The organism is Salinicoccus jeotgali (assembly GCF_039538805.1).
Lineage (GTDB): Bacteria > Bacillota > Bacilli > Staphylococcales > Salinicoccaceae > Salinicoccus > Salinicoccus jeotgali.
This window is the reverse complement of the sequence record NZ_BAABCK010000066.1, coordinates 13,652-27,246: the sequence shown is the minus strand read 5'-3', so window position 1 is coordinate 27,246 and position 13,595 is coordinate 13,652. Positions and strand designations below refer to the sequence as shown.

12 protein-coding genes and 1 pseudogene are annotated in these 13,595 nt (G+C 49.2%); 8 read left to right on the top strand and 5 right to left on the bottom strand.

The genetic code is table 11. The features are described 5' to 3' along the window. Nucleotides 1-75 precede the first annotated feature (75 nt). The 5 genes from ABD734_RS10030 to dapA are packed head-to-tail and all read left to right on the top strand — an operon-like array spanning nucleotide 76 to nucleotide 5,314. The gene (locus ABD734_RS10030; protein WP_344703906.1) at nucleotides 76-1,254 is read left to right on the top strand and encodes an NAD(P)/FAD-dependent oxidoreductase; all 1,179 of its coding nucleotides are present in this window, start codon (nucleotides 76-78) and stop codon (nucleotides 1,252-1,254) included. Further along, complete coding sequence (locus ABD734_RS10025) at nucleotides 1,251-2,252, top strand: proline racemase family protein (RefSeq protein WP_344703904.1); 1,002 nt, start codon at nucleotides 1,251-1,253, stop codon at nucleotides 2,250-2,252. The genes ABD734_RS10030 and ABD734_RS10025 overlap by 4 nt, the downstream gene beginning before the upstream one ends. 14 nt (nucleotides 2,253-2,266) lie before the next feature. Continuing rightward, on the top strand, nucleotides 2,267-3,001 hold the full coding sequence (locus ABD734_RS10020; protein WP_344703902.1) for a hypothetical protein: 735 nt from the start codon (nucleotides 2,267-2,269) through the stop codon (nucleotides 2,999-3,001). Nucleotides 3,002-3,018: 17 nt separating this feature from the next. Then, on the top strand, nucleotides 3,019-4,449 hold the full coding sequence (gene nhaC / locus ABD734_RS10015) for a Na+/H+ antiporter NhaC (RefSeq protein ID WP_344703900.1): 1,431 nt from the start codon (nucleotides 3,019-3,021) through the stop codon (nucleotides 4,447-4,449). Further along, nucleotides 4,433-5,314: a 4-hydroxy-tetrahydrodipicolinate synthase gene (gene dapA, locus ABD734_RS10010; RefSeq protein WP_344703898.1), complete on the top strand. Its 882-nt coding sequence runs from the start codon at nucleotides 4,433-4,435 to the stop codon at nucleotides 5,312-5,314. The genes nhaC and dapA overlap by 17 nt, the downstream gene beginning before the upstream one ends. A gap of 12 nt (nucleotides 5,315-5,326) precedes the next feature. Here dapA and ABD734_RS10005 read toward each other — a convergent pair whose 3' ends face one another. Next, entirely contained in the window at nucleotides 5,327-6,532 is a 1,206-nt protein-coding gene (locus ABD734_RS10005) for an RNA polymerase factor sigma-54 (RefSeq protein ID WP_344703896.1), read from the bottom strand. A gap of 113 nt (nucleotides 6,533-6,645) precedes the next feature. On the opposite strand from ABD734_RS10005, the gene ABD734_RS10000 reads away from it, so the two are divergent. After that, nucleotides 6,646-8,124, top strand: coding sequence for an aldehyde dehydrogenase family protein (locus ABD734_RS10000; RefSeq protein ID WP_344703894.1), 1,479 nt, complete (start codon nucleotides 6,646-6,648; stop codon nucleotides 8,122-8,124). Nucleotides 8,125-8,155: 31 nt separating this feature from the next. Here the strand turns inward: ABD734_RS10000 and ABD734_RS09995 are convergent, their stop codons facing one another. Continuing rightward, nucleotides 8,156-8,344 carry a hypothetical protein gene (locus ABD734_RS09995; protein WP_344703892.1) on the bottom strand — a complete coding sequence of 63 codons (189 nt, stop codon included), beginning with the start codon at nucleotides 8,342-8,344 and terminating at the stop codon, nucleotides 8,156-8,158. A 173-nt stretch (nucleotides 8,345-8,517) separates the two neighbouring features. Between ABD734_RS09995 and ABD734_RS09990 the strand changes: the two genes are divergently transcribed. Next, the gene (locus tag ABD734_RS09990; RefSeq protein ID WP_344703890.1) at nucleotides 8,518-8,721 is read left to right on the top strand and encodes a hypothetical protein; all 204 of its coding nucleotides are present in this window, start codon (nucleotides 8,518-8,520) and stop codon (nucleotides 8,719-8,721) included. A 42-nt stretch (nucleotides 8,722-8,763) separates the two neighbouring features. On the opposite strand, the gene ABD734_RS09985 is transcribed toward ABD734_RS09990, so the two are convergent. Then, entirely contained in the window at nucleotides 8,764-9,837 is a 1,074-nt protein-coding gene (locus ABD734_RS09985; protein WP_344703888.1) for a YkvI family membrane protein, read from the bottom strand. A 474-nt stretch (nucleotides 9,838-10,311) separates the two neighbouring features. On the opposite strand from ABD734_RS09985, the gene ric reads away from it, so the two are divergent. Beyond that, complete coding sequence (gene ric, locus ABD734_RS09980) at nucleotides 10,312-11,004, top strand: iron-sulfur cluster repair di-iron protein (RefSeq protein WP_344703886.1); 693 nt, start codon at nucleotides 10,312-10,314, stop codon at nucleotides 11,002-11,004. 75 nt (nucleotides 11,005-11,079) lie between these two features. Here the strand turns inward: ric and ABD734_RS09975 are convergent. Both ABD734_RS09975 and ABD734_RS09970 read right to left on the bottom strand, forming a co-directional pair. Next, nucleotides 11,080-12,569: pseudogene (locus ABD734_RS09975) on the bottom strand (glycosyltransferase). Nucleotides 12,570-12,656: 87 nt separating this feature from the next. Then, nucleotides 12,657-13,574 carry a DUF7916 family protein gene (locus ABD734_RS09970; RefSeq protein ID WP_344703884.1) on the bottom strand — a complete coding sequence of 306 codons (918 nt, stop codon included), beginning with the start codon at nucleotides 13,572-13,574 and terminating at the stop codon, nucleotides 12,657-12,659. Nucleotides 13,575-13,595: the final 21 nt, after the last annotated feature.

Genomic DNA, 13,595 nt, shown 5'->3' with positions numbered 1-13,595 from the left:
AAATTACAAAAGAAATACAGTCATTTAAATGTGGCACGCTTTTTTCTTAGTAGTCAGTAGAGGGGAGGCAAGACTATGAATCGACCGCATTATGACGTCCTGATAATAGGCGGCGGCATCATCGGCGCAAGCATCGCCTACCATACTGCTGAAAAGGGATTCAAAGTGGCACTCCTGGAAAGCAGGGGGCTTGCGTCGGGCACATCTTCAAAATGTGATGGCAATGTGCTGCTCATCGATAAGGAACCAGGCTTCGACAGCCGCATGGCGATAAAAAGCCAGGCACTGATCCACGCGCTTCCCGACGCACTGGATATGCCTTTTGAATACAGGCAGCCAGGCAGCATATTCCTGTGCGAGAATGAAGCGGAGCTTGAGCAGGCTTACAGCTGGGTCGACCAGCACAATGGGGTAAACGATAAGGCAGTATTTTTCAGGAAGCTCGACCGTGAAGATCTTAAGAATGATTCCAAACATTTCTCGGATCATCTTGTGGGCGGGATAGAATGCACGAATGATGCGACACTAAACCCCTATATGCTGACATATGCATTTGCCCATCAGTCAAAAAAGAAAGATTGTGACATTTATGAATATACACCAGTGACGTCTGTCGAGAAGGATGGGGATGCCTTTACCGTCCGCTCGCATGAGAAGACATTCACAGCCAAGCGCGTCATCAATGCAGCCGGCATATACGCGCCGCATGTCGGGCGGATGCTTGGAATCGACATCCCGATCACACCAAGGAAAGGCCATATACTTGTATCAAGCCGGGCCGAGCTGATGGGCACGCGGAAAATCCAGGAGTTCGGCTACCTGATGACCAAGTTCGGTAAAGAACGGGTGGCGGATAAAGAAATGAATGATTACGGCATCGCGCTGGTCCATGAGGCCACAGACAGCCAGAACTTCCTGCTCGGCAGCAGCCGTGAATTCATCGGTTACGACCATACGGTGGACCACAATATCATCAAACTGATCGCCAAGCGGGCGATACATTTCTTTCCAAGTATGAAAGACATGTCCATGATCCGCAGTTATTCGGGGTTGAGGCCCTGGACGCCGGACCATCTTCCGATCGTATCGGAAACTGATGTGGATGGATTCTATGTGGCAGCAGGCCATGAAGGAGACGGCATCGGATTGTGTGCCGTGACGGGCCATTGGATGGCTGAGATGCTCGACGGCACTCTAGAGGAAGACTTGTCACCGCTTGACATCAACCGTTTCAAAGGGGGGATACATACATGAAGGGCAGCAAACAATTCGTCACCATCGATACGCATACCGGCGGCAACCCGACGCGGACAGTTGTGGCCGGGATGCCTGAATTGAAAGGACAGACCATCCAGGAAAAGATGCTCGATATGAAAGAAAACCATGACCATATCCGCAAATTCCTGGTCAACCCACCGAGGGGACATGACGTTATGAGCGGGACAATCCTGCTTCCGCCGCTGGATGATGCAGCAGATTTCAGCGTCATCTTCATCGAGACGGGCGGCTACCTGCCGATGTGTGGCCACGACACGATCGGCACATGCACAGCATTGGTCGAACTCGGATATGTAGAGTGGCAGGAACCCATCACCACCATCGTCCTTGATACGCCAGCAGGCACTGTGGAGGCGACGTGCGCCGTCAAGGATGGCAAAGTCGAATCCGTCAGTTTCGTCAGTACCGATTCATTCCACCTCAAAACAGTGCATGTCGATGCCGGCGGCTACACGGATATCCGCTGCGATGTGGCGTATGGCGGCAACTTCTACGGCATCATCAAGGCTTCAGATATCGGTGTGGCGCTTGACGTGGATCGTTCCGAGGAAATCGTGATGAAGGCCATGGCCATAAGAGATATCATCAATGATACGCACGAAGTCAGGCATCCGTCCTTCTCCTTCATCAACAAATTGACCCATATGGAGCTCTACGAGGAGGGTGATCCGGTCAGGAACGCCGTCGTCGTGCCGCCAGGCGGCATCGACCGCTCGCCGTGCGGCACCGGCACCTGCGCCAAGGCGGCGACGCTGCACGAGGCAGGGCGCATGGAGGTCGGGGAGGCGTTCATCCATGAAAGCATAACGGGGTCGAAGTTTTCAGCCCAGATACTGTCTGAGGCAGAGCAGGACGGGGTGGGTTATCTGAAGGTCAGGATAACGGGTTCGGCATGGCTGATGGCTAGGCATGATTTCTATATGGATCCGGATGACCCGCTCAGCCAAGGGTACCTGCTTATTCCGGAAATATAAGGAGGCTTAGATTGATGAATAAAGTGATAGACAGTTATGACGTACATGTCCATGGCCAACTGATGCGCATCGTGCAGACTGATCAGCTCGATTATGGTCCGGAAGGGTTCGATGTCAGGCAGCTGATGGCCCGGGAACCCCGTGGCAGCAAATATGTCAATTTGATGGGCTATCATATGGAAGGTGGGGCGCTCCACACTTACATCGACAGTTTCGCTGGCGTTCATAACCAGCAAGTTTTATTGAAGACGCTGGTCAGCACTCTGGTCGACCGCGGACGGCTGCCTGAGCGGGAAACGTACAGCGTCATCTGCGATGGACGCACATTCAATTTGAAATCCCGGGAACTTGCATCCACCCCTCTTGCCGAGGTCGCTGAAGCGGGCAAATCCTTCCGGTCGGGTGATAAAACAATCGCGCTGCTTGAAACGGATGTCGCATTGGAGATAGACCATCTCGCTGAAATCAAAGAAACACTCGGCAGTGAAGGCCAGCATGACTATACCGTGTACATCAATCGAGGGCGTCATCTGGTCTTTGATGCAGGTGGTGATATCGTGGCGCATCCGGTCCATGAAGTGATCTCCCTGCTCCACAGCGTCCGTCCTGACACGGTAGTCACAGCTTTTAACGGCGCAGTGGTGGAAGTGGATGAAGGCATGTATCATCATCCATACTTTTTCATAGCGAATTCACAATTCTATATTGATGAAACGGATATATACACGCGCGGCTTCATCATCAAATAATTCAAAGGGGTTTTAATATGACAAAGGGGACAAGGGAAAGGAAACTTCCAAGCGGCAAAATATTGGCTTTTATACTTGTGATGTTCGTCATCATCATGTTTTCGTTCATCCTCGTACTGGAACTGCCGATACAGCTTGCCCTGCTCACCATCTGGTTCATGATCATGGGTGTCGGCATCTATCTCGGAAATTCCTACCTGCATATGGAGCGTGGGCTGCTCCAGGGCATACATGAAGGGATGGGGGCCATACTGATCCTTATCGCAGTCGGTGCACTGATCGGCTCATGGATTGCCGGGGGCGTCGTGCCGACATTGATCTACTACGGCCTGAACATCATCAGTCCGAGTATTTTCCTGATGGCGGCGATGATCATCTGTACGATTACAGCCTTATCGACCGGCACGTCTTTTGGTGCCGCGGGCACGGCCGGCATCGCGATGATGGGCATCGGCGAGAGCTTCGGATTGCCCCTCTACCTGGTGGCAGGCGCTGTCATCTCAGGGTGCTACGTCGGCGACAAGATGTCACCACTATCCGACACTACAGTTATGACCGCATCCTTATCGAAGGTTGATCTGTTCCGCCACATCAAATCGATGCTGTACGTGTCGGTGCCGGCATTTATCATCTCAGCATTGCTGTACTGGGTGGTCGGGGCGATATTGTCCCGTGGCAGTGGTGACCTGACGGTCGCCAAAGAGACAATGGCGGGACTGTCACAGACTTTCAATATCTCATGGGTGATGCTGATCCCTGCATTCGTCGTCATCGCGCTATTGATATTGAAGATGCCTTCGGTGCCGGTCATCATGTTCGGCGCACTGCTCGGCAGCTTGTGGGCGACATGGTTCCAGGGGTATGAATTCATCGAGGCTATACAGACGCTCTACAGCGGCAGTTCGCTGGAGACAGGCATCCCGTTCATCGACAACCTGCTTAACCGTGGCGGCGTCACTTTCATGCTGGAAGTGATTCTACTGATCATACTGGCACTCGGGGTCGGTGGACTGTTGCAGTCGATCGGCGCGCTTGAAGTGATCGGCAACATTCTGGCCAATTGGGCGACCAACACGGGTAATGTCACTTTAACGACGATGATGGCCGCGTTCTTCGGCGTCTTCTTCGGCGGTGCGGCATACGTGTCGCTCCTGACCGGCACGAAGATAACGGAGGAGAACTACGACCGGCTCAACCTTGACCGCTCGCTGCTGTCCAGGAATACGGAGGCCGGGGGCACCATAACGACGCCGATGGTCCCATGGTCCGATGGCGGTGTGTTCATGGCGACGACGCTCGGCGTCTCGACTCTCGTATACTTGCCGTTCTTCTGGTACGGATTCCTCGTCATGATCATTACACTGATCTACGGCTATACAGGGAAATTCATATTGAAAAAAGAAGATACTAAAATAATGGAGGAGAATAACAATGAACAAACAACTTAAAGGCGTTTTCCCAGTACTCATCACACCGATGCACGAAGATTATTCAGTGAACTACGAAGGATTGAAGGAGAACGTTTCCTATTATCTGGAACAGAAAGTATCCGGATTGGTCATTGTCGGCAGCACCGGGGAGTTCGTCTCGCTGGATGATGATGAAAAGGCGAAGATTGTTGAATTGGTCAGCGAAATGGTTAAAGATACAGATACCCAGCTGCTTGTAGGCGTCTCCGATGAACGTACGGATAAGATGCTGAAATACGCAGAACATGCAGAGAAGCATGGTGCGGACGGGCTGCTTGTGATCAACTCATACTATGGTGGTCCGACATCAAATGAAATCTACCACCAGTTCAAGGATGTCAACGACCACGTATCGACTCCAGTCATGCTGTACAACAATCCATTCACATCAGGCATAGATATCGATCTTGAAACAATCTATAAGATCGATCAGACACTCGACAACGTGACGCACATCAAGGAATCGAGTGGAGATATAAGAAAGCTTAGAGATATCGCCAGAAATACGAATTTCAATATCTTCTGCGGCTCTGATGATCTGGCATTGGAATCATTCCTGCACGGCGCCACGGGATGGGTGTCTGTGGCCGGGAACATTGCACCAAACAGTGCGGCCAAGATGCTTGAACATGTCGAAGCGGGTGACTATGAGGCGGCGAAAGAGATAAACAAAGATCTGTTGCCGCTGTGCGAGTTCCTCGAGAATTCCGGGAAATTCGTCCAAATCGTCAAAAAAGCGATGGACTTGAAAGGTTTGAATGGTGGGCCTTCCAGGAAGCCACGGCTCGGACTGACTGACGATGAGACGGCGCAATTGAAGGCATATATGGAAAAATTGGATTAAAAAAGAGGCGTCCTACGCCTCTTTCAGACCAGATAGTATCTCATTTTTGTATTTATTGACGGTGCGTCGGGAAATATAGATATTGCGCTGCTCGAGAATTTTGGATATGCGGGCATCCGGCATTCCAGGGAAGCCCTCAATCTGCCGGATCATATTGATCACTTTGCTCCGGGAAGCACCGGACACGGCTTCTTTCGACAGCAGAGCCTTAAGCGGCATGACGCCAAGCGGGGTGGAGATGTACTTATTGACGAGGAGTCGGCTTACTGTAGCTGGACTCAGGCTAGTGTTATCCGAAATGATGGTCTGGTCAAGGGTCTCAAGATAACTGCTCCTGCCCGACAAATACTCTTTTTGCATAAAGACGATTACGCTCAAGACTTCATGCATATATCGGCTTCTGGCATTCATGATCGAGACGAGCTCTTCATATTCCCTCTGGAATCCATCCATCAATTTGTCGAATTCAGGATCCTCAGCAGACAATGTAAGCGGCTCGAATGTGATGCTGCCCACCAGATGATCAGGAATTTCGATATGGATGTCATCATCTGCTCCAAGGATGATGAAGGCATCCGGCTCGATTGCTGCGTCATCACGAGAGGACAACGGTGACAGGCCGAGTGTTTTAATGTGGTCTACGTAATCAAGGAATTTATCCTTTGAGACAGTGCTGTCCGCCAAAAAGCTGAAATCATCATGGGCAATCGATGTCAGATGACTCGAAAACAATTGGAACAGTGCTTCATCATAGCTCCCGTCATTTATAAGCTGAAAGCGTAGATAGTCCATCGCGTCACTGCAACCGACACCAAGCATGTCGTACGTCTTTAATCTTTCGAGATTTACATGCACCTGGCCCAGCGGAACACCTTCCATCTCTGCGATGTTGGGTGGATCCGCTTCCAAAAATCCATTTGAATCCAAGGAGTATATCAGTGTACGGATGATCCCGAAGTCGCCATGCGGGAGGGTGCACTTAAAATCGAGAAGCATCTCAGCGAGAATATCTGGGCCACTTACGTCGTGATGGTACGCCAAGGTCTCGAGCGGCATCTTCTCCTCGTCGATCAGGATAAGGGGATTGGCGGCGCATTTATCTTTTATGTAACGGTTCAATTCCTGCTGGTTGAATTTAAATAGCTGGATGCCATGGAACAGGTAATGGTTCAATGCCAGCGTCTGATCGTTTGAAACATGATTTTCAAGAGTCAGCATATTTATGCCTCCTAGTATGATATGTCTGGTTCAATTATACATCCCTTTAAAAGATATGTATAATCAATAATGTGAGTATTAAGAAATTTCTAATATGCTAAGGAGTGTCATAGATGATGGAATTGAAAGACAATGTCACACGATTCATTGACAATGCAAGCGGACAATACATCAATGGTGAATACAGGAAGTCAAACAGCGGCAATACATTCGATGTGACGAATCCAGCGACAGAAGAGAAGATAGTGTCACTTGACGCGGGGACGAAGGAAGATGTCGATCAGGCGGTTAAAGCGGCGCGTGATGCATTTGATAATGGGGAATGGACGCGCATGGAACCGGCCGATAGGGAGCGCCTGATCCATAAATTCGCAGATCTGCTGGAGGAGAACCGTGAAGAACTTGCCCAATTGGAAGCTTTGGACAACGGCAAGCCCTACAAGGTCGCCCTCGAAGATGATGTAGACGGCACCATCCAGCATTTCAGGTATTACGCGGGATGGGCGACCAAAATATCCGGCAAGACGACGAATGTCTCAACAGAACATATCACCTACACCCTCCACGAACCGGTAGGGGTCGCCGGCCAGATCATCCCGTGGAACTTCCCGCTCGCAATGGCGGGATGGAAGCTTGGTTCAGCTCTTGCGGCAGGTTGTACCGTAGTCATCAAACCCGCTTCCGAGACGCCTCTCTCACTGCTCTATACAGGCAGATTATTCAAGGAAGCCGGCTTCCCGGACGGTGTGGTCAACATCATCACCGGTTCCGGCCGGGAAGTGGGCGGCGCCTTGAACACGCATCCTGGTGTCGACAAGCTTGCCTTTACCGGCAGCACCGCAACGGGCCGGACGATAATGGAGAAGGCGGCGGAGAATATAACCGGCGTCACGCTCGAACTCGGTGGGAAATCGCCGAGCATCGTCCTTGCTGATGCGGACCTTGAGTCGTCACTGGACGGCATATTCGACGGCACGATGTATAACCATGGCCAGAACTGCAGCGCGACGACACGCGTATTCGTCCAAAGGCCGATCTATGAAGAAGTGATCGAAGAGATGAAGAAGCGGGCAGAAGCGGTGAAGCTTGGTGCGGGGCTCGATGCCGACACCGATATGGGCCCGCTTGTGTCCAAGAAGCAGCTCGAGACGGTGATGGGCTACATTGAAAAAGGAAAAGAAGAGGGTGCACGCCTGGTCACCGGCGGCAACAGTCCGGAAGGTAAGGGCTACTTCGTAGAACCGACGGTGTTCGCCGATGTGGAGGATGATATGACGATAGCGCGTGAAGAGATATTCGGCCCTGTCATGTCCATACTGCCTTTTGATACAGTGGACGAAGTGATAAAACGCGCAAACGACAGCGAATACGGTCTGGCCGCGAGCGTCTGGACGGAGAACATAAAAGCTGGCCACTATATTTCAAGTAAACTGGAATCCGGCACCGTGTGGATCAACGACTTCGGCCTGGAACTTGAAACAATGCCATTTGGTGGCTATAAGAAGTCAGGCATTGGGCGTGAAATGGGCGGAGATTACGGCATTTCAAACTATATAGAAGTTAAAAGCGTCTTCGTCAACATGAAGCAGTAGTAATATAAGCACGAAAACCCCACTCAGAATATTATTTTGAGTGGGGTTTCTTCTGTCCATCTTTACTGCGTTTTGGCCTATCGTCCAAAAACTTTGGTCTGCCTTTGGCACCGCGGTAGTGCCCTAAAGTGTGCTCGTACGTTGAGACGGGTGGATTATGGAGCTCGGAAGACAGATAGGGGATGGTCGGAAACTCCTGCAGTCTGGTCGAGTTCTTCATGCTACCACTCCTTTTAGGACGTGATTACGCCTTTAATGTAATTATACACTAAAGGCGCGGATGATGCTCTCTTGAAGTGCTCATTTTATTGTCATATATGAATATGCTGAACTATATCTGAAGCTAGGAATCTGATAGAGTAATGGATATACTACTCAGAAAGTGAGATTTCCATGACAGATCTACTCATCATCCTCTCGTTCATGCTGTTTGGCATCGGGGGCATCGCTTTTTCCGCAGCAACGATCACTACCGTACTCAGAAAGCTTGGCGTGACGGAATATCCAAGCCGTGAATACTGGCGCTTCACCATAATATTCGTCTCAAGCGCGATTGTGGTCTACATCATATCCGTACTGATTCGCAGCATAGGCTAAAAAATCCCCATCGGTGGCTTTTGTCCATCGATGGGGATATTTCTATTGTGCAGGTTGTTTGCTCGATACTTTGCTTGCGACCCACCTTACGGTTAAGGCAGCCCCGAGAAGCAATCCGACATAACCTAAGATTGGATAGAAGAAATTGACGAGGCCGACGAAGCCGACCAGGCTCAGGAAATATCCTAAGATCAGTCCGCCGCCGAGCAGCAGACGGTAGCGTTTCGTATAAGGCTCGGAAAATCTGGACAGGAACGGATAGAACATGCCGACTGCGGTATTATAGATGACCAGCAGCATGACGATCGATAACCCGAATCCAAGTATAGGATGGATTTCACGTGCTAGGACAAGCGATGGAATTTCAGAAGGGTTGGTGATGTCAATCCTTGCGAGCAGTCCGCCATTCATCAGCACGAGCAATAGAATCAGCATGATACCGCCGAATAACCCACCTTTACGGGCTGCTTTGATGCCAGACGCCTGTGCGCCCATGATGGACAACAGACTGAATGCCATCGCAAGGACGATACCGCTGTAGGTCAATGCATCCCACCACCAGGCGGCTGAAGGCGTCTTCGTCACGTCAGTATATTCCTCCACTTGTGCAAATGGCACGCTTGGATTGAAGAAGCTGTAGGCTGCGATGATCATGACGAAAGCGATCAGGAAAGGTGTGACAGCACCGAGCGCTACAAGAATCTTATTGAAGCTCATGTTCAATGTGATGAAAACACCGATGGCCAAGATGAGCGAACCGAGCCATGAAGGCACGCCGAAACTTTCATTGAAGGCCGAACCGGCACCTGCAAGCATTATGACCATGACGCCGTAGAGGAAGAAGACGAGTATGTAGTCGATGACCTTTCCGAGCTTTTCCCCAAACAGTTCGTTGATCGGTTCAAGATGCGAATCCGCATCCAGACGATTGCCGAGCTTTGATGCCTGGCGTCCGATGAACATCGTGACCATCCCTGAAAGCAGGACCGCCCAGTAACTCATCATACCGTAGTTGGTGAAGAACTGCAGGATCTCCTGACCTGTAGAAAACCCCGCACCGAGCACTACCCCTACATAGGCAAACCCGATTTTCAGCGGTTCTTGTTGATTACTCAAACAAATCTCTCCTTCTTGAAGTTGCGGGCCACTCCGGCGCTATACACCGGAATGACAGATTTTAAATTTTTATTATGAAATATATTTCAACAGTACTATATTAAACATAGAGCACACCAAAGTGTCAAACTGTTATGACGTAAGTTATCGTGAAATTTATTTTAATTATAGATGAAATAATATTTCTATAAAACAATTGAAAGCGCTATCACTATATACTTGTAATACTAGACCGTACAAGGGATAGGGTGTGATTTTTTTATCAATGAAACTATGTGGATGAATATGTTGTGAGACCAGAATAATGCAAGTGTAAAAATATATGATTTAATTTAGAAACCTTATGGCCATTTCATTGACTTATCATTGTCACTAAATGTTCAACAAATCACATTGAAAACGCAATCACAGTAGAAAAATGTGTGTTATATTAAACATGTATAAAAAATGAATGTTTAAAACAGGAGGGTTATCATGACAACTGTAAATCACGGAATGTGGGTACGGGACATCGTTAATGAAATTCCAAAAAGCGCAGATATATTCAGGAAAAATAGAATTGACTACTGTTGTGGCGGTAAGATTTCACTATCAGAAGCAGTGGCGGCCCGCGGCCTCGACTTAGAGGGCTTGATGGGAGAGATAAACGCAATAGAGACGCGCGACGAGTCCGGCATACAGCCAAAATATCTTGATGAAAAAGGCATCATCACCTTCATCCAGAACAGATACCACCAGGAACTGTTGGATGAATTCCAGGCGCTCAGTCCGTATGTCACAAAGCTTGCACGCAAGCATGGTCCGAACGAACCCCATCTTGTCCGTCTGCAGGAACTGTATAAGGAGCTGCGCAGTGAGATGATGACACATACAGAAGAGGAAGACCATGTCGTCTTCCCGATGATCATTCAATACATGGAAAATCCATCATCAGAAATAAGTGATAAACTTCAGCCGCACGTCAGTGAATTGGAAGGCGAACATGAAACGGTAGGCAATATACTAAAAGAACTGCGTCAGATCACTTCCGATTTCACACCGCACAGTGAGGCGTGTGGCACATACCGACTTGTCTATACACGACTTGAAAAAATTGAGAAGGATACATTCGATCACGTCCATCTTGAAAACCATGTCTTGTTTGAACGCGTCAGGAAAGCAATGTAGTTGAATGGAAATAACCCTCGGGACGTATATATGTATCCCGAGGGTTATTTCTGTTTTGGCCATCTATATGAAAATTTACAGCTGTCCGAGCAACCTTCTGTAATTCTCCACAGCGGTCTCCTTATGGAGCCTATCACTTATCTCGACTGATTCCAGGCCATTATCGGATATCTTCATCATCGATTCAGCGAATGCTTCGATGTTCTGGGGCTCGACCAGATAGCCCGTTTTGCCTTCATCAATGATTTCACGGGGGCCGTATCGGACGTCGTAGGATATGACCGGACACCCGGCATCTATACTTTCCATGACCGTCAACCCGAACCCTTCCAATTTGCTTGTGAGCAGAGAAGCTTTGGATTCAGCGAATACCTTTTTAGGGTTGTTGGTGAAGCCATGGATGTCCACATGGTCTGTCAACTCGAGTTCTGCGATAAGTTTCTTGAGTGAGGCGAGTTGATTTCCTTCATCCATGCCGTAAAGGACGAGTCTTTCTTCATATCCTGCATCCTTGAATATTTTGAAAGCCCGGACCAGATGGTCGAGCTGCTTTTGAGCGCTGAAACGGCCTATATAGACAAACTGTTCTTTAACCTTCCCCCTGACCGTTTTACTCGGGGTGAGGAAATGGGGGATGACGCTGAATTTCTCGTCCGATATGTCCATCACTTTCTGAATGTCTTCCTTTTGATGATGTGTCAATACGAGATAGCTTGCAACCTTGTCGCTGTTTCCCAAAGCGTATTTATAGGAGCCGCGTATCCCTTCCCCTGTGTCAGCCAGGTGGGAACTGTGGAAGACCAGAACATTTTTCGTCCCGCTATCATTGGAGAGGAGCGGGCGGTCGAGCAGACGGGCGTCATTGAAGACAATATCACCTTCACTGAATCTTTCTTCGAAATAATATTGGAATAGTTTTTTCTCATCGCAAAGAATTTATAGGGTCTGTCATCTTTCAGCAGTTCTATTAAGGAAAGACGGGGTTCATCGTCTTTGATGGTGTAATGGTTGATGCAGTAGACATCTCCATGGACGTCATAAAATTCTTCTGAAATTTTATGGAAGGTTTTTGGGTCGTACCGCGTGATCTGGTGGAGATCGCCATATTTGTTGTAGCTTCTCCTCTCGACTTTTTTCTTGGATATGGGACTCATGAAATCCTCAAATTTAAGCACGCGGGAATCTTCATGAAACTTGCGGTAGAGGGTATATTCGTCACCTTTGTAGTAGCGCACAGTATCGTCATCGACACGTTCTGCAGTCAACCCTTCAATGTCAACTTCACTTTCGGTTATCTTGGGTTTGTTTATGATCAACGTTTTCTTTATATCGAATAATTTATAGCCTGAGAGCCAATCGTATATGTTTTCAAATTGTGTGTTCTCATGCACAACGTCCCTTTTTCTGAACACCTCATATATATCAGGATAGTTGATATTGTAATTGGTCGTAAGGATCGTCGATTGGACACCGAGTTCATCCTGCAGCAGTTTGATTCTGCTCAACAATGATTTCGTTCTTCCGCCGTGCTGTTCGGGCAGCGTCGAAGTAACTGTATAGATCATCACATTTATCCTCCTGGGTTCTATTACCTGGTGGTGTTCCATTTATGTCTGTGGCATATCACCAGGATACATCAGCTGCGTGCATCCTCACCGGTTTATGGAGCGGGCCATGCGCACATAAGTATGGCGGCGGCCACGGATGGCAATCGAGTAGGCCATAATGTTTTCCGGCACTGCGATTCCGTAGAAGCCCGCATCTCCGATGTGATGAATGTCGGCACCGGCCATCTTGGCGTTCAAGGCAATCTGGCGGATAGTCGCGGCATCAGCACCTTCCTGGCTGGTACCAATCGTTGACATAACAAGTGCACCTTGTGAATGGATATGGGTGGTATATTGCTGGGCGTCTTCTACGGTGATCCCGGGCACCGTGCCGGGTGCCGGCATCAGAATGACATCGGCGCCTGCACGGATGAAAGTGTTGAGGGTTTCATTGGTGATGATTGTACTGCCTGTTTCATTTGCTACACCAGCTCCATGCATTTTGCCGGCGATGATCAATATATCTTCACCGAATATCTCCCGGGCACGCGCTATGGCTAGGGCGATCTCATCATTTGAGACACCCGTTTTTGGATTGCCGGTAAGGCAGATGAAGTCGAAACCAAGGGTCTTTACAGCCGTTAGTGCTTCCTTGGATGCGATGCGTCCGCGGTTGATGGTGTCGAGCGCTTCAATCTCCTCGGCATCGAGATCGACCGGCTCAAGGTTGAGTCCGATCGGCCGTCCTGTAAGCTGTTTAATTTCCTGCATCAACTCCAAGTCGGCAGAAGGCTCCAGTCCTTCTACTTTCGGTTCGAAGACATCCAGCAGGTTGAACAGCAGCATGTCCGCTCCGAATGAAGCGGCCAGTTCTGCATTGGTGATGTCCGGATAGAGTGGGGGCACTGTGGCCATCGTCTCTGCGAGCATCACCCGGCCTTCACTTGCCTGGATGGATTGTTTCAGATCCCGGCCGGACATGCCTTTGAAATCAGATGCATTACAGTCCAGTAATCGTTTCATAATGGATCGTCTCCCTTCTTT